This window comes from Streptomyces sp. NPDC088810 (assembly GCF_044750305.1).
Taxonomy (GTDB): Bacteria; Actinomycetota; Actinomycetes; order Streptomycetales; family Streptomycetaceae; genus Streptomyces.
Window position 1 is genome coordinate 1 of sequence record NZ_JBIVJQ010000005.1, and the last position, 14,561, is coordinate 14,561.

General features: G+C 71.8%; 14 protein-coding genes. 5 read left to right on the plus strand and 9 right to left on the minus strand.

Going from position 1 to position 14,561, the window contains the following annotated elements; all coding sequences use genetic code 11:
- Window positions 1–321: hypothetical protein (locus tag ACIP4Y_RS17790; RefSeq protein WP_401393990.1), on the plus strand; the 321-nt coding region annotated here is incomplete at its 5' end.
- Between the two features lie 152 nt (window positions 322–473).
- On the opposite strand, the gene ACIP4Y_RS17795 is transcribed toward ACIP4Y_RS17790, so the two are convergent.
- A complete protein-coding gene (locus tag ACIP4Y_RS17795) occupies window positions 474–1,481 on the minus strand; it encodes a stage II sporulation protein M (protein ID WP_401393993.1) in 1,008 nt (335 codons plus the stop codon).
- A 144-nt stretch (window positions 1,482–1,625) separates the two neighbouring features.
- Here ACIP4Y_RS17795 and ACIP4Y_RS17800 point away from each other — a divergent pair, with 144 nt between their 5' ends.
- Window positions 1,626–2,666 carry an RDD family protein gene (locus tag ACIP4Y_RS17800; protein ID WP_401393995.1) on the plus strand — a complete coding sequence of 347 codons (1,041 nt, stop codon included), beginning with the start codon at window positions 1,626–1,628 and terminating at the stop codon, window positions 2,664–2,666.
- Between the two features lie 44 nt (window positions 2,667–2,710).
- Here ACIP4Y_RS17800 and ACIP4Y_RS17805 read toward each other — a convergent pair whose 3' ends face one another.
- Together ACIP4Y_RS17805 and ahcY are read right to left on the minus strand one after the other, a co-directional pair.
- A complete protein-coding gene (locus tag ACIP4Y_RS17805; protein ID WP_401393998.1) occupies window positions 2,711–3,325 on the minus strand; it encodes a hypothetical protein in 615 nt (204 codons plus the stop codon).
- Between the two features lie 171 nt (window positions 3,326–3,496).
- Window positions 3,497–4,954 carry an adenosylhomocysteinase gene (gene ahcY, locus ACIP4Y_RS17810; protein ID WP_401394001.1) on the minus strand — a complete coding sequence of 486 codons (1,458 nt, stop codon included), beginning with the start codon at window positions 4,952–4,954 and terminating at the stop codon, window positions 3,497–3,499.
- Between the two features lie 454 nt (window positions 4,955–5,408).
- Here ahcY and ACIP4Y_RS17815 point away from each other — a divergent pair, with 454 nt between their 5' ends.
- Window positions 5,409–7,499 carry a fructose-specific PTS transporter subunit EIIC gene (locus ACIP4Y_RS17815; RefSeq protein WP_401395176.1) on the plus strand — a complete coding sequence of 697 codons (2,091 nt, stop codon included), beginning with the start codon at window positions 5,409–5,411 and terminating at the stop codon, window positions 7,497–7,499.
- A gap of 131 nt (window positions 7,500–7,630) precedes the next feature.
- The gene (locus tag ACIP4Y_RS17820) at window positions 7,631–7,966 is read left to right on the plus strand and encodes a S26 family signal peptidase (RefSeq protein WP_401394004.1); all 336 of its coding nucleotides are present in this window, start codon (window positions 7,631–7,633) and stop codon (window positions 7,964–7,966) included.
- A 27-nt stretch (window positions 7,967–7,993) separates the two neighbouring features.
- Here ACIP4Y_RS17820 and ACIP4Y_RS17825 read toward each other — a convergent pair whose 3' ends face one another.
- From ACIP4Y_RS17825 to ACIP4Y_RS17850, 6 genes are all read right to left on the minus strand, one after another.
- A complete protein-coding gene (locus ACIP4Y_RS17825) occupies window positions 7,994–8,974 on the minus strand; it encodes a cation diffusion facilitator family transporter (RefSeq protein WP_401394007.1) in 981 nt (326 codons plus the stop codon).
- Window positions 8,975–9,141: 167 nt separating this feature from the next.
- Window positions 9,142–10,293 carry a mannose-6-phosphate isomerase, class I gene (gene manA / locus ACIP4Y_RS17830; protein WP_401394010.1) on the minus strand — a complete coding sequence of 384 codons (1,152 nt, stop codon included), beginning with the start codon at window positions 10,291–10,293 and terminating at the stop codon, window positions 9,142–9,144.
- A gap of 115 nt (window positions 10,294–10,408) precedes the next feature.
- The gene (locus tag ACIP4Y_RS17835) at window positions 10,409–11,536 is read right to left on the minus strand and encodes an SIS domain-containing protein (RefSeq protein WP_401394013.1); all 1,128 of its coding nucleotides are present in this window, start codon (window positions 11,534–11,536) and stop codon (window positions 10,409–10,411) included.
- 56 nt (window positions 11,537–11,592) lie between these two features.
- The gene (locus ACIP4Y_RS17840) at window positions 11,593–11,763 is read right to left on the minus strand and encodes a Trm112 family protein (protein WP_189983189.1); all 171 of its coding nucleotides are present in this window, start codon (window positions 11,761–11,763) and stop codon (window positions 11,593–11,595) included.
- A gap of 78 nt (window positions 11,764–11,841) precedes the next feature.
- Window positions 11,842–13,206: a phosphomannomutase/phosphoglucomutase gene (locus tag ACIP4Y_RS17845; RefSeq protein WP_401394017.1), complete on the minus strand. Its 1,365-nt coding sequence runs from the start codon at window positions 13,204–13,206 to the stop codon at window positions 11,842–11,844.
- Between the two features lie 172 nt (window positions 13,207–13,378).
- A complete protein-coding gene (locus tag ACIP4Y_RS17850; RefSeq protein WP_401394020.1) occupies window positions 13,379–13,804 on the minus strand; it encodes a DUF3499 domain-containing protein in 426 nt (141 codons plus the stop codon).
- 349 nt (window positions 13,805–14,153) lie between these two features.
- Here ACIP4Y_RS17850 and ACIP4Y_RS17855 point away from each other — a divergent pair, with 349 nt between their 5' ends.
- Window positions 14,154–14,540 carry a metallopeptidase family protein gene (locus tag ACIP4Y_RS17855; protein ID WP_358640461.1) on the plus strand — a complete coding sequence of 129 codons (387 nt, stop codon included), beginning with the start codon at window positions 14,154–14,156 and terminating at the stop codon, window positions 14,538–14,540.
- Window positions 14,541–14,561: the final 21 nt, after the last annotated feature.

Here is a 14,561-nt window from a genome sequence, read left to right on the forward strand (position 1 = left end):
AACCTCGTCCCAGCAGATGCTGGAGACGGGGTATCAACATATCTGGCGTTGATTTTTGGCACGCTGTTGAGTTCTCAAGGAACGGTCGCTTCCTTTGTACTCACCCTCTCGGGCTTTCCTCCGGGCGCTTCCCTTCGGTCTTGCGTTTCCGACTCTATCAGATCTTTTCTCGATCCGATTTCCTCGGTGCTTTCCAGGTTCCCGCTCTCGCGTTTCCCTTTCCGGCGGTTCCGACTTTATCAGAAGTTCTCAGCCGGTCTGACCGGCCGCTCATTCCTGAGTAATCGGAAGGCTTCTCGGAATGTCGTTCACGACTTCTGAAGAAGCTAGTAGATTCTATTGGCTGCCCGGTGGACCTGTCCAACTCCAGGCAACTGTTTGAATCTACCTCCCCAGTCCCTCCGTGTCAACGGCTCTCGTGGGGCGAAGAGGAGACTAGCAGGTCACGGGGGCCCGACGCACATCCGACGGGGTCAGGCAGCCGTGGGCACGGAGGCGCTGCGGTCCGCCGCTTCGAGGTCACCGGTCTCGCCGGCGCGGGCCGCGCGACCGCCCAGGACGTAGACGTACGCCAGGAATGCCAGCTCGGCCGCAACCCCGATGCCGATGCGAGCCCAGGTGGGCAGGCCGGAGGGGGTGACGAAGCCTTCGATGGCGCCGGAGACGAACAGGACCAGGGCGAGTCCGATCGCCATGCCGACGGCGGCTCGTCCTTCTTCCGCGAGGGCGGCGCGCCGGGTGCGCGGACCCGGGTCGATGACGGTCCAGCCGAGGCGCAGGCCCGTGCCGGCGGCAACGAAGACCGCGGTCAGTTCGAGCAGGCCGTGCGGGAGGACCAGACCGAGGAAGGTGTCGAGACGGCCGGCCGCGGACATGAGGCCGAAGCCGACGCCGAGGTTGAGCATGTTCTGGAAGAGGATCCAGAGGACGGGCAGGCCCAGGAAAACGCCCAGGACGAGGCACATCGCCGCCGCCTGGGCGTTGTTCGTCCACACCTGGGCGGCGAAGGCGGCCGCGGGATGGCTGGAGTAGTAGGTCTCGTACTCACCGCCGGGGCGGGTCAGCTCGCGCAGCTGGCTGGGCGCCGCGATGGACGACTGCACCTCGGGGTGGGTGCCGATCCACCAGCCCAGGAGGATGGCGACGGCGGTGGAGACGAGCGCCGTGGGCACCCACCAGTGACGGGTGCGGTAGACGGCGGCCGGGAAGCCCTGGCTCAGGAAGCGCGTCACGTCGCGCCACGAGGCGCGGCGGGTGCCGGCGACGGCACTGCGCGCGCGTGCCACGAGTTGGCTGAGCCGTCCGGTCAGTTGCGGGTCCGGTGCGCTGGACTGGATGAGGGACAGATGGGTGGCGGTGCGCTGGTACAGGGCGACGAGTTCGTCTGCTTCGGTACCGGTGAGCCGGCGCCGGCGGCGGAGCAGTGCATCGAGCCGGTCCCATTCGGCTCGGTGTACGGAGACGAAGACGTCCAGGTCCATCGGCTCTGCCTGCTCCTCGGCTGGTCGTCCACGGCTCGTCGTGGATGCTCGTCGTTGCTGTCAGCTTGTCGTACTGGGGTGCGATGCGCCCACAGCTTGGCAGACTTGCGGTTCAGGGGGCAGACCAGGGAAGGACGGGCGGGCGTGAGCGAGCTGGTGACGGGCGAGGCGGTGGCCCTCGAACTGCGGCCCGCGAGGCTGCCGAGCAGGGCGCTGGCCGTGTTGCTCGACCTGGTGGTGGCGATGGTCGTGTACCTGGTCGTGATCGTCGTGCTGGTGGCGTCGACGGCTTCGCTGGACGAGGCCGCGCAGGTGGCGCTGTCGATCGCAGCGTTTCTGCTGGTGCTGGTGGGCGGGCCCATAGCCGTCGAGACACTCAGTCACGGGCGCTCGCTGGGGAAGCTGGCGTTCGGGCTCCGGGTGGTGCGGGACGACGGGGGGCCGATCCGGTTCCGGCACGCTCTGGTGCGGGGCGCGATCGGAGTGGTCGAGATCGTGATGACGTTCGGGGTGGTGGCCTGTATCGCCTCGCTGGTCTCGGCGCGGGGGCGGCGACTCGGCGACGTTTTCGCCGGCACCCTGGTCGTGCGCGAGCGGATACCGGCCGGGCGGGCCGGGTTCGTTCCGCCTCCGCCGCCGTGGCTCGCGGGGCGGTTCGCCGGGCTGGACCCGTCGGCCGTTCCGGACGGGCTGTGGCTTGCCGTCCGGCAGTACCTGACCCGGACGCACCAGCTGGACCCGCAGGTGTCGGCAGGGATGGCACAGCGGCTGGCGGCCGATCTCGCCGGCCGTACCGGGGCGCCGGTGCCGCAGGATCTGCCGCCGGCCGCTTTCCTGGCTGCCGTGGTCCACGAGCGGCAGTCCCGTGAGGCCCGGCGGGCGTTCGGTCATGGCGGTGTGCAGTCCGGCGGCTTCCCGCCGCCGGTGACACAGCCTGGTGCGCCCGCCTCGTATCCGGCTCAGGCCGCCGCCCATCAGCCCCCGTCGTCGGCCTCGTACCCGTTCCCGTCTCAGACGCCGTACCAGTCTCCGTACCGGTCCGGGCTCTCCTCCCAAGCTCCGGCTTCGTACCGGTCCGCCGCCCACCAGCCGTCGCAGCAGGCGCCGCTCGCGCCCTCGCCTGCGCCGCAGGGCGACGAATCGCGGCTCGACCGGCCGGCCACCGGGTTCGCGCCGCCGGCGTAGCGCGGGTGGAGTCCGCCGGTGCGGCACGACCGGGTCAGGCGGTGTCAGTCGAATCTCGACGGTGGGGACTCCAGGTCTTCCAGCTCGATCCCGGGAGCGGCCAGGACCACGTCGCCGGCGATGTGGACGGTGTGCTGTTCGCCGGTGTCCAGGGCTGTGACCTGGTATGCGTCCACGGTCAGCGGCCCGTTGTCAGTGGCGTGTGTTTCGCTGTTCACCAGAGCCCAGGACTGGTCCACGGTGCGGGGGGCGAGGACGGGGTCGGTGAAGGCCACGAGGCGTACGCGGGTCGCGGCGGACGAGGGGGTGAGGCGCAGGAGCCGGGCGGTGGCGACGAGGAAAGCGGGGGACGTGCCGGTGAAGGCGTGGGCGCGCACATTGCCTTCGGTGGCATGGGTGCCGGTGGGGTCGGTGCGGACCCAGGTGACGCCGTCGAGGGCGGCGCCGCGCACCTGCCAGCCGCCCGCGTGGAGTTCGAGGCGGAGGGGACGGCCGAGGTCGTCCAGGGCGAGGTCGACCGAGCCGCGGTGGTCACCGGCGGGCCCGGTCAGTCGCGAGACATAGCGCCAGCCGGACGGGCCGGGGGCGCACTGGAAGTGTTCTTCTGCGAGGGGGGTGTGATCGTGCGGATCGTGGAGCGAATAACGGCCGCGGGGCATGGGGGTCCTGGGTCTTGACGGGCTGGTCCGGCCGGAGGCCATAGGTCGGGGGGGCCAAAGGGGCAGGCCCCCGGCACGGGGGTGCGGGGGCCTGCCTCGGAGGACCTGCTGCCAGGGGATGCGTCGGTGCACCGGCGCATCCCCGGCGGGCCGGGCTATGGGATCGCCGGCTCAGTAGCGGTAGTGGTCCGGCTTGAACGGGCCGTCGACCTCCACGCCGATGTACGCGGCCTGCTCCGGGCGCAGCTTGGTGAGCTTCACGCCGAGCGCGTCCAGGTGCAGGCGGGCGACCTTCTCGTCGAGGTGCTTGGGCAGCACGTAGACGCCGATCGGGTACGCGTCGGGCTTGGTGAACAGCTCGATCTGGGCCAGGGTCTGGTCCGCGAAGGAGTTGGACATCACGAACGACGGGTGGCCGGTGGCGTTGCCCAGGTTCAGCAGGCGGCCCTCGGACAGCACGATGATCTTCTTGCCGTCCGGGAAGGTCCAGGTGTGGACCTGCGGCTTGACCTCGTCCTTGACGATGCCGGGGACCTTGGCGAGGCCGGCCATGTCGATCTCGTTGTCGAAGTGGCCGATGTTGCCGACGATGGCCTGGTGCTTCATCTTGGCCATGTCCGAGGCCATGATGATGTCCTTGTTGCCGGTCGTGGTGATGAAGATGTCGGCCTTGTCGATGACCTCGTCGAGGGTCGTGACCTGGTAGCCGTCCATCGCGGCCTGCAGGGCGCAGATCGGGTCGATCTCGGTGACGATCACCCGGGCGCCCTGGCCGCGCAGGGACTCGGCGCAGCCCTTGCCCACGTCGCCGTAGCCGCAGACGACGGCGGTCTTGCCGCCGATCAGGACGTCGGTGGCGCGGTTGATGCCGTCGACCAGGGAGTGGCGGCAGCCGTACTTGTTGTCGAACTTCGACTTGGTGACGGCGTCGTTGACGTTGATCGCCGGGAACAGGAGGACGCCGTCGCGCTGCATCTCGTACAGGCGGTGGACGCCGGTCGTGGTCTCCTCGGTCACGCCGCGGATCTCGGACGCCAGCTGGGTCCACTTCTGCGAGCCGTCCGTGATGGTGCGGTGCAGGAGTTCGAGGATGACGCGGTGCTCGTCGGACTCGGCGGTGTCGACGGCCGGGACCTTGCCGGCCTTCTCGTACTCGACGCCCTTGTGGACGAGGAGGGTGGCGTCGCCACCGTCGTCCAGGATCATGTTCGGGCCGCCGGTGGGGGTGTCCGGCCAGGTCAGCGCCTGCTCGGTGCACCACCAGTACTCCTCCAGCGTCTCGCCCTTCCAGGCGAAGACGGGGACGCCCTGCGGGTTGTCGGGCGTGCCGTTCGGGCCGACGGCGATGGCGGCGGCCGCGTGGTCCTGGGTGGAGAAGATGTTGCAGGAGGCCCAGCGGACCTGCGCGCCGAGGGCGACCAGGGTCTCGATGAGCACGGCGGTCTGCACGGTCATGTGCAGCGAGCCGGTGATGCGGGCGCCGGCGAGGGGCTGGGCCTCGGCGTACTCCTTGCGGAGCGCCATCAGGCCGGGCATCTCGTGCTCGGCGAGGGTGATCTCCTTGCGGCCGAACTCGGCGAGCGAGAGGTCGGCGACCTTGAAGTCCTGTCGGTTCTCGACAGTCGTCATTGCGAGCTGCTCCTCGGGGTTGGGTCGAGGTGGGTACGGCTGGTCTGCGCGGCGGCGGACACAGGGGCCCGAGAAGAGGACACAGGCATGCCCGCGTACGCGCAGCGCAGTCCGTCGGAGGCCCTCTCTCCCTCGGTCGGTCCGTTCGGGACCGCCCGACCGCCATCAGCAGCGACGTCTGGCTCCGTCCCAAGCTACACCGGACGGCCCGGTCGGCCCCAGCCCGCCTGGGCATGCGCGGGGTCGTATTCAGGGCGGGCCGGGGGGTGGGCGCGGGTGCGGGTGATTGTGCGGAAACCGTGGAATCGGCGCCGTCAGACCGGTGTGAACAGGGACTTTTGCGTCTTTGTGCCGGAGGTGGGGTGGTGCAGGATGCAGGGCACCGGGAGTTCCGGTTCCGCTCGCGGGGTGTCCGGGACGACAACCCGTGCGACGACAGCGTGAGGAGATCGACGTGACCAGTCCGGCCGGGCCGCCCGCAACGGGTGGCCGCGATGACGGGCGGCAGCCGCTGCGGCTGCTGGCGGTGACCGCCTGCCCGACCGGCATCGCGCACACCTACATGGCGGCGGAGAAGCTCGCGCAGGCCGCCGCCAGCCGGGGCATCGAGATGAAGGTGGAGACGCAAGGTTCCATCGGGGCCGAGAACATCCTTGATGACAACGATGTCAGACGCGCGGACGGTGTGATCGTCGCCGCCGACAAGGACGTCGACCTGAGCCGTTTCGTGGGGAAGCGGGTGCTCACGGTCGGGGTCGCCGAGGGCATCCACCACCCCGAGCAGCTGATCGAGCGGGTGCGGTCGGCGCCCGTGCTCCGGGCGGACGGGGCCGGCGACGGTCCGGCGGCGTCCGCGCCGGGCGGGGGCAGGGAGCGGGGAGCGGTGTACAAGGCGCTGATGAACGGCGTGTCGTACATGATCCCGTTCGTGGTGGTCGGCGGGCTGCTGATCGCGGTCTCGCTCGCGCTCGGCGGCCATGCCACGGCCAAGGGCTATGTGATCCCGGAGGGCACCTTCTGGGCGCACGTCAACGCGGTCGGCGGGATCGGCTTCCAGCTGATGATCCCGGTCCTGTCCGGCTACATCGCCTACGCCATCGCCGACCGGCCCGCGCTGGTGCCGGGCCTGATCGGCGGCTGGATCGCCAACACGGGGGCGCTGTACGACTCCGAGGCGGGTGCGGGCTTCATCGGGGCGATCGTGACCGGGTTCCTCGCCGGGTATCTGGTGCTGTGGATAAAGAAGCTCCGGGTGCCGAGGTTCGTGCAGCCGATCATGCCGATCATCGTGATCCCGATCGTGGCGACGACGGCGCTCGGGCTGTTCTTCATCTACGTCATCGGCAAACCGATCTCCTGGGTGTTCGCGCATCTGACGAGCTGGCTCGGCGGGATGACCGGCACGAGCGCGGTGCTGCTCGGCGCGATCCTGGGCCTGATGATCGCGTTCGACATGGGCGGGCCGGTCAACAAGACGGCGTTCCTGTTCGGCGCGGGGCTCATCGCGAGCGGGAACCAGACGGTGATGGGAATGTGCGCGGCGGCGATCCCGGTGATGCCGCTCGGCCAGGGCCTGGCCACGTTGGTCCGCCGGCGGCTGTACACCGAACAGGAGCGGGAGACGGGTCTCGCGGCCCTGTTCATGGGGTGCTTCGGTATCTCGGAGGGCGCGATCCCGTTCGCCGCGGCGCGGCCGGCGCAGGTCATCCCGGCGAACATGCTCGGCGGCGCGGTGGCCGGCGCGGTCGCGGGGCTGGCCGGGGTGAAGGACGCGGTGCCGCACGGCGGGCCGATCGTGGCGGTGCTGGGCGCGGTGAGCGGGGTGCCGGTGTTCTTCGTCGCCGTGGCGGTCGGCACGGTGGTGACGGCGCTGACGACGGTGACCCTGGTCGACGTGAGCGGGCGCCGGGGGCGTACGGAGGACGCGGGTGCGGGTGCCCGTGGAGCCGGGGCGGTCGTACCGGGGCAGGCGGGGCCGGAGCTTTCGCCGGTCGCGGCCGCTGCCGTCGAGGCGACAGCGGTGCAGGGTCCGGTTGCCCGGAGTACGGCGGCCGGGGCCGCGGCGCAGACCGCCGGGGAGGACGTGCCCGAGGTGCTGTCGGGGCATCTGACCGAGTTGACCGTGCGCGTGGCGCTCGGGGCGGCGGAGAAGGAGGCCGCCATCCGGGAGATGGCGGAGCTGCTGGCGCGCAGCGGCCGGGTAGCCGATGTGGCCGGGCTGGTGGCGGCCGCGCTGCGGCGCGAGGAGCAGGGGACCACCGGGCTCGGCGAGGAGATCGCGATACCGCACGCCAAGACGGACGCGGTGACGGCGCCGGTCGTCGGCTTCGCGCGGTCGGCGGAGGGCGTGGAGTGGGGTTCGCTGGACGGTACGAAGGCCCGGCTGATCTTCATGATCGCCGTACCGGAGGCTGCCGCCGGCGACGAGCACCTGCGGATCCTCGCGCTGTTGTCCCGCAGGCTGATGGACACCGGGTTCCGGGAGCGGCTGCTCGCGGCGCCGGACGAGCGGGCGGTGCTGGACGTGCTGGCCGAGGTCGGGTGAGCCGACGCGGCTGACGGGTGGCGGGTTCCACGCCGAACCCGCCCGGGCCCGGGCCCCGCACGGACCCGCACGGACCCGCACGATGGGGCGCCCGGGTCGTTCACAGAGTGCCGGGGCCGGTGGATGTCCTCATGCAGCGGGTGATCGGGCGCGCCGACGGTGTGCACCGGCCGTACGACGTGAAGGTGCCGCGTGGCCGGCTGTTCCTGATGGGCGACCACCGGTCCGACTCGATGGACTCCCGCTTCTTCGCCGCCGACCAGGGCGGGACCGTGCCGGTGGACGCCGTGCAGGGGCGGGTGACGGAGGACCGTACGGGCCCGGCGCTGCCGGGTCTGGCCATGCTGGCCGGCGGGGTGCTGGTCCTCACCGGCGTCGGGCTGGGGATCGCTGCCCTGGTGGTGCGGCGGCGGAAGGCACCGACGGAGCCGCCGGCGCCCCGGTCGATGCAGCCGGCCCAGGGCTGACGGCTCGTCCTGCGAGACCGGTGCCGGTCAGTGCCCGGCGGGGTGCGGGGTCGGGCCGCCCGGGGTGGCCTCCGGGTCCGGGCCCTTGACGGCCTCGGCATCGCTGTAGATGTCCGGCTCCAGGTAGATGACGCGGGCGATGGGGACGGCGGCACGGATGCGGGCCTCGGCGGCGTTGATGGCGCTCGCGACCTCGGCGGCCGTGTCGTCGTGCTGCACCGCGATCTTGGCGGCGATCAACAGCTCCTCGGGGCCGAGGTGCAGCGTGCGCATGTGGATGATGCCGGTGACCGTGTGACCGTCGATGATCGCGGCCTCGATCTTCTTGACGTCCTCGAGGCCGGCGGCCTCGCCCAGCAGCAGCGACTTGGTCTCGGCGGCCAGGACCAGGGCGATCAGGACGAGCAGGACACCGATGCAGACGGTGCCGATGCCGTCCCAGATGCCGTCGCCGGTGAGCAGGGCCAGGCCGACGCCGCCGAGGGCGAGGACCAGACCGATGAGCGCGCCGAAGTCCTCCAGCAGGACGACGGGCAGCTCGGGCGCCTTGGCGCGGCGGATGAACTGGGCCCAGGAGAGCTTGCCGCGCAGTTCGTTGGACTCCTTTATGGCCGTCCGGAACGAGAAGCCCTCGGCGATGATCGCGAAGACGAGGACGCCGACCGGCCAGTACCAGTGCTCCAGTTCGTGGGGGTGGCGGACCTTCTCGTAGCCCTCGTAGATCGCGAACATGCCGCCGATGGAGAAGAGCACGATCGACACGAGGAAGGCGTAGATGAACCGCTCGCGGCCGTAGCCGAAGGGGTGCTGCGGGGTGGCCTCGCGCTGTGCCTTCTTGCCGCCGACGAGCAGCAGGAACTGGTTGCCGGAGTCGGCGAGCGAGTGGACGCCCTCGGCGAGCATCGAGGAGGACCCGCTGAACGCGAACGCCACGAACTTCGATGCCGCGATCGCGAGATTGGCGCCGAGTGCCGCCACGATCGCCCTGGTACCGCCTGACGCGCTCATGTGTCCGCGTTGTCCCTTCGCCTCTGTCGCCTCGTAGCTCCGTCCAGGCGTGTGCCCGGTTTTGCCCGGCCTTTGCCGGTGGGCCATTCTTGCAGCCCGGCCGGGCAGCGCCGCGTCAGGTATCCACAACCCCGGTCATATGATCCACAGGCCGTCCACAGCCCTGGTCATACGATCACAGTGGCACGGAAGACCGTGCCCGCGCCCGAGATCTCCGCCCGCTCGCCGGCCGGGACGAACACCGACTGGCCGGGGCGCAGTTCGTGTTCGCCCGCGCGGACGGTGCCGGCCGTGCAGAGCAGGATCTGCGGGGTGTCCCGGGTGAGGTCGTGGGCGCTGCCGCCCTCGGGGAGGACGTACCGGGAGAGCCGGAACTCGTCGATCGGCGTCTCGTAGACCTCCTCGCCCTCCGGGGAGGCCTCGGGGCGCAGCACGCCCGGGTCGGCCGGCTCGAAGCGGACGATCCGCAGGAGTTCGGGGACGTCGACGTGCTTCGGAGTCAGGCCGCAGCGCAGGACGTTGTCGGAGTTGGCCATGATCTCGACGCCGAGGCCGTTCAGGTAGGCGTGCGGGATGCCGGCGCCGAGGAACAGGGCCTCGCCGGGCTGGAGGCGGACGTGGTTGAGCAGCATGGCCGCGATGACGCCGGGGTCGCCCGGGTAGTGGTGGGCGATGTCGGCGTAGGGGGCGTAGGCGCCGCCGAGGCGGGTGCAGGCGGCGGTGGCCTCGGCGACCGTGTGCGCCATCTCCCCCGGGTCGGCGCTGAGGATCGCGGTGAGCACCTCGCGCAGGGCCGCGTCCTCGGGGTGGGCGTGCAGCAGGTCGACGTACGGCTTGAGGGAGTCGACGCCGAGCCCGTCGAGCAGGTCGGCGGCCCGGACCGGGTCGCGGAAGCCGCACAGGCCGTCGAACTCGGTGAGCGCGCAGATCAGTTCGGGCTTGTGGTTGGCGTCCCTGTAGTTGCGGTGCGGGGCGTCGACCGGGATGCCGCGCCGCTCCTCGTCGGCGTAGCCCTCCTCGGCCTGCTTCAGGTCGGGGTGCACCTGGAGGGACAGGGGCGCGCCGGCGGCGAGGATCTTGAGCAGGAACGGCAGGCGCGGGCCGAACCTGGCGACCGCGCGCGCGCCGAGTTCCCGCTCCGGGTCGGCCTCGATGACCTCGACGAGGGTCCCGCGCGCGGTGCGCGAGGGAGCGCCGGGGTGCGCGCCCATCCACATCTCCGCCTGGGGTTCGCCGGTCGGCTCGGCGCCGAGGAGGTGCGGGATGGCGGTGGGAGAGCCCCAGGCGTAGGGGCGGATGGTGTTGTCGAGGCGGTCCATGTGTCTTCTCTGTCTCCGTACGTGCGCTGCTCGGCCGGCGCTGTCGCTTCTTCTCGCGCCGCCGGCGGGGCGTGTCGTGCCGTCGGCGGACGCGGGCGGTCGGCCAGGAGTCAGATCAGGCCCCCGAAGCGAGCGCCAGGTAAACGGCGGCGAAATCCGTGACGGCGATCAGTTCCGCGAGGGTCTCCAGTTCGCCGCCCTCCTCCGGTTCCAGTTCGCTGATCGGCGTGTCGTGGCTGAGGGCCACGTCACGGGCGGCGGGAGCGGCGGTGAGGCCGCCGATCGGGCGGTCGCGGAGCAGCACCACGCGCGCGTGCAGCGCGGGCGGCTCCTCCACGCGGTCGCGGAAGAAGTCGTCCGGGTCGGCGCTGGCGGCGAGCGGGCCGGCCAGCAGGGCGCTGTGCGCGGCGAGCGCCTCGGGCAGTTCGGCGACCAGGGCGGGGCGGCCGGCGAGCTCCGCGAGGGCGGCGGCGAACCGGCGGCCCGCCGGACCGGCCGAGGCGCCCTCCGTCCACACCACGGGCAGGGCGTCGGCCAGTTCGGCGGCGAGGGTCTTGGCGGGGTTGCTGTAGGTCGCGATGGCGGGGCCGCAGCGCTCGGCGATGTGGTCCAGGCGGTCGGCGACCTTCTCCAGGGCGTCCCGCGGGGCGGCGATCAGGCCGATCTGGTCCAGCAGCGCCAGCAGCGGGGTCAGCAGCGCCCAGAAGACGCCCGGGGAGGACGCGGCAAGCGGTTCCTCCTGGTCGTACGGTGCCGTCGCCATGGGGACGAACAGGCCGTGCGCGCCGGCGACCGCCTCGGCCAGCGGGGTGTGCGGCGGGGCCACGGCGACGACCGAGCAGCCGCGGCGGTAGGCCTGGTCGGCGAGGAGGGAGAGGCTCGGTTCGGTGCCGTCAGGGGTGGCGATCAGCAGCAGGTCCACGGAGCCGGCCCAGCCCGGGAGCTCCCAGCGCAGGGCGCCCGCGGCCGGGGCGACGCCGGTGGGGGCCAGCCGGACGACGGGGCTGCCGGCGCCGGCCAGCGTGCCGAGGAGGTCGGCGGTGTGGGTGGCGGCGGCGCCGGGGCCCGCGATGAGGACCGCGCGGGGGCGGCCGTCCGGCTTCAGCTCACCGATGCCGGCCTCGGCGGCGTGCCGGGCGGCGCGGCGGAGGCGGGCGCCCGCCTCCGCCGCGCCGCGCAGCAGGCCGCGGTGGTCGGCCTCGGCGAGGCCCTCCGGGGTGTCGAGCAGCGATTCGTCCAGCATGGGCGGCAGCCTCCGGTCGCCGGGGATCCTGGGGTCCTACGAGCTGCGGGGCCTGGTCACTCGGGGCGGCGGGCCTCGTCGACCAGCAGGACGGGGATGCCGTCGCGGACCGGGTAGGCGAGGCCGCAGTCCTGTCCTGTGCAGATCAGCTCGGTGTCCTGCTCCTTCAGGGGGGCGTGGCAGGCCGGGCAGGCGAGGATCTCCAGGAGGCCGGCTTCGAGCGCCATGGGATGTCCCTTCGGGGAGCGGGTGTGTGTCATGTCCGTGGATCTGCCTGGTCAGCGTACCGCTGATGGACAGACCGCTCAGCCCCTGATGATCGCCAGTGCCTCGTCGCGGATCTTCGCCATCGTGGCCTCGTCCTTGGCCTCGGCGTTCAGCCGCAGGAGCGGCTCGGTGTTGGAGGGGCGGACGTTGAACCACCAGTCGGCCCCGGCGACGGTGAGGCCGTCGAGGTCGTCCAGGGTGACGTCGGCGCGGCCCTCGTACGCGGTGCGGATCGCGGCGAGGCGGGCGGCCTGGTCCGCGACGGTGGAGTTGATCTCGCCGGAGCCGGTGTAGCGGTCGTACTGGGCGACCAGGGCGGACAGCGGGGCCTCCTGACCGCCGAGGGCCGCGAGGACGTGCAGGGCGGCCAGCATGCCCGTGTCGGCGTTCCAGAAGTCCTTGAAGTAGTAGTGGGCCGAGTGCTCGCCGCCGAAGATGGCGCCGGTGCGGGCCATCTCGGCCTTGATGAAGGAGTGGCCGACCCGGGTGCGGGCCGGGGTGCCGCCGTTCTCCCGGACGACCTCCGGGACCGTGCGGGAGGTGATCAGGTTGTGGATGACCGTGCCCTTGCTGCCGTTGCGGGCCAGTTCGCGGGCGGCGACCAGGGCGGTGATCGCGGACGGGGAGACCGGGTCGCCGTTCTCGTCCACGACGAAGCAGCGGTCGGCGTCGCCGTCGAAGGCGATGCCGAGGTCGGCGCCCTCCGCCGGCACCCGCTTCTGCAGGTCCACGAGGTTGGCCGGGTCGAGCGGGTTGGCCTCGTGGTTGGGGAAGGTGCCGTCCAGTTCGAAGTACATCGGGACGAGGGTCAGGGGCAGGCCGGTGAAGACCGAGGGGACCGTGTGGCCCCCCATGCCGTTGCCGGCGTCGACCACGACCTTCAGGGGGCGGATGGAGGTCAGGTCGACGAGGGAGCGGAGGTGCGCCGCGTAATCCTCCAACGTCTCGCGCGAGGAGAGGGTTCCCGGCCGGTCCACGGGTTCGGGGGCGCCTTCCGTCAGCCAGCGCTCGGCCAGCTCGCGGATCTGCGCGAGGCCCGTGTCCTGGCCGACGGGGGCGGCACCCGCGCGGCACAGCTTGATGCCGTTGTACTGGGCCGGGTTGTGGGAGGCCGTGAACATCGCGCCGGGGAGGTTCAGCGCGCCGGAGGCGTAGTAGAGCTGGTCCGTGGAGCACAGGCCGATCTCGGTGACGTCCACACCGCGGTCCGCCGCGCCGCGCGCGAAGGCGCGGGAGAGGCCGGGGGACGAGGGCCGCATGTCGTGGCCGACGACGATGGCCGCCGCTCCGGTCACCTCCGCGAAGGCGGCGCCGAAGAGCCCGGCCAGTGCCTCGTCCCACTGGTCCGGGACCACTCCGCGTACGTCGTACGCCTTCACGATCTGCGACAGATCAGCAGTCACGGCCAACCCTCCTGAAGTCCTATGGGTGCCCACAAACTACCCGTCGGGAGTAAGGGAGCGGTGTGCGGACACCGGGTGGCCCCTTGGTGAACCCCCATCCGTAACCCCCGGACGGGGCGGACCGTCACGCCGACCGGGGGTGGCGTGGGGTGGCGTGCTCGGTCCGGGGCGCTCAGTTGTCCGGGGAGCGCAGCACCCTCAGGTGGCCGCGGCGGGCGACCTCCATGGGGTCAGCGCCGCGGGTACCGCCGCCGCCCGCCTCGGCAGCGCGCTGCTGGGGGCGGGCCGCCTCGCGCACGGCGTTGGCAAGCGCTTCCAGATCGTCTCCGCTGGGCCGCGCGGGCGCGGAGGCGTCCAGGAGTCGTACGACCTCCCAGCCGCGCGGGGCGGTGAGGCGCTCGGAGTGCTCGGCGCACAGGTCGTAGCAGTGGGGTTCGGCGTAGGTGGCGAGCGGGCCGAGGACCGCGGTCGAGTCGGCGTAGACGTACGTCAGCGTCGCGACGGCGGGTCGGCCGCAGGCGGTGCGCGAACAGCGACGTACAGGGCTCACGATGTTGGACGGTACCGCACTCTTGAGCGGGCCGCGACGACTCTCCACCAGGTCACTCCACCGTGTCGTGCTGTGAGACGCCCCACATACCCCTTCAGGCAGGGGCTGTTGACCTGCGCGGACGGGTTGGCGGCGAGCGCCGGGCGGAACCGCGTCCGGTCATGAGTCGGTACAAACACCGTCAATTGGCTTGAGTCGGTGGTCTGGGAGAGCTATGGAAACGAGCCAGACCTTGGCTGGAATGGTCATCCCGCGACATGGGGGGTGTGGGCCGGTTGCCGCGTGGAACCGGACGTGCGGAGGGTGCGGGGACTACGCTTCAGCAGTGATGGACAACCGTGTACCGCCCCGTGCCGCCGGCCCTGGGCCCCGTCGCCGTGACCGCCACGGGCGGGGCATGCGGGGGCCGATCGCCCCGCCGCAGGTGCCGCTGGCTGCGAGCCGTGCCGAGGTGTTCGCGGACCTGGTGCAGGACTCCGTGGAGCGTCTCGAGCGGCGGTGGCCGCAGCTGGCCGACATCGACTTCCTGGTCCTGGAGGTGCCCCGGCTGGAGGGGCGGGGGGATCAGGTGACGTGGGGGGACGACGCCGTGCCGCTCGGCGGGATCATTCCTGCGCGGGACGGGCGGCGGGCTCGGGTGGTCGTGTACCGGCGGCCGGTGGAGATCCGGACCAAGGGACGGGACGAGCGGGCCGCGTTGGTGCATGAGGTGGTGGTGGAGCAGGTGGCGGAGCTGCTCGGGCTGACACCGGAGACGGTGGATCCCCGGTACGGGGAGGATTAGGCGCGCCTCTTCGGGCGCCCC

What these genes read in the sequence shown, in the direction of transcription:
- ACIP4Y_RS17795 (WP_401393993.1), bottom strand. Translation starts at nt 1,481, where the DNA reads ATGGACCTGGACGTCTTCGTCTCCGTACACCGAGCCGAATGGGACCGG.
- ACIP4Y_RS17805 (WP_401393998.1), bottom strand. Translation starts at nt 3,325, where the DNA reads ATGCCCCGCGGCCGTTATTCGCTCCACGATCCGCACGATCACACCCCC.
- ahcY (WP_401394001.1), bottom strand. Translation starts at nt 4,954, where the DNA reads ATGACGACTGTCGAGAACCGACAGGACTTCAAGGTCGCCGACCTCTCG.
- ACIP4Y_RS17820 (WP_401394004.1), top strand. Translation starts at nt 7,631, where the DNA reads ATGCAGCGGGTGATCGGGCGCGCCGACGGTGTGCACCGGCCGTACGAC.
- ACIP4Y_RS17825 (WP_401394007.1), bottom strand. Translation starts at nt 8,974, where the DNA reads ATGAGCGCGTCAGGCGGTACCAGGGCGATCGTGGCGGCACTCGGCGCC.
- manA (WP_401394010.1), bottom strand. Translation starts at nt 10,293, where the DNA reads ATGGACCGCCTCGACAACACCATCCGCCCCTACGCCTGGGGCTCTCCC.
- ACIP4Y_RS17835 (WP_401394013.1), bottom strand. Translation starts at nt 11,536, where the DNA reads ATGCTGGACGAATCGCTGCTCGACACCCCGGAGGGCCTCGCCGAGGCC.
- ACIP4Y_RS17840 (WP_189983189.1), bottom strand. Translation starts at nt 11,763, where the DNA reads ATGGCGCTCGAAGCCGGCCTCCTGGAGATCCTCGCCTGCCCGGCCTGC.
- ACIP4Y_RS17855 (WP_358640461.1), top strand. Translation starts at nt 14,154, where the DNA reads ATGCGGGGGCCGATCGCCCCGCCGCAGGTGCCGCTGGCTGCGAGCCGT.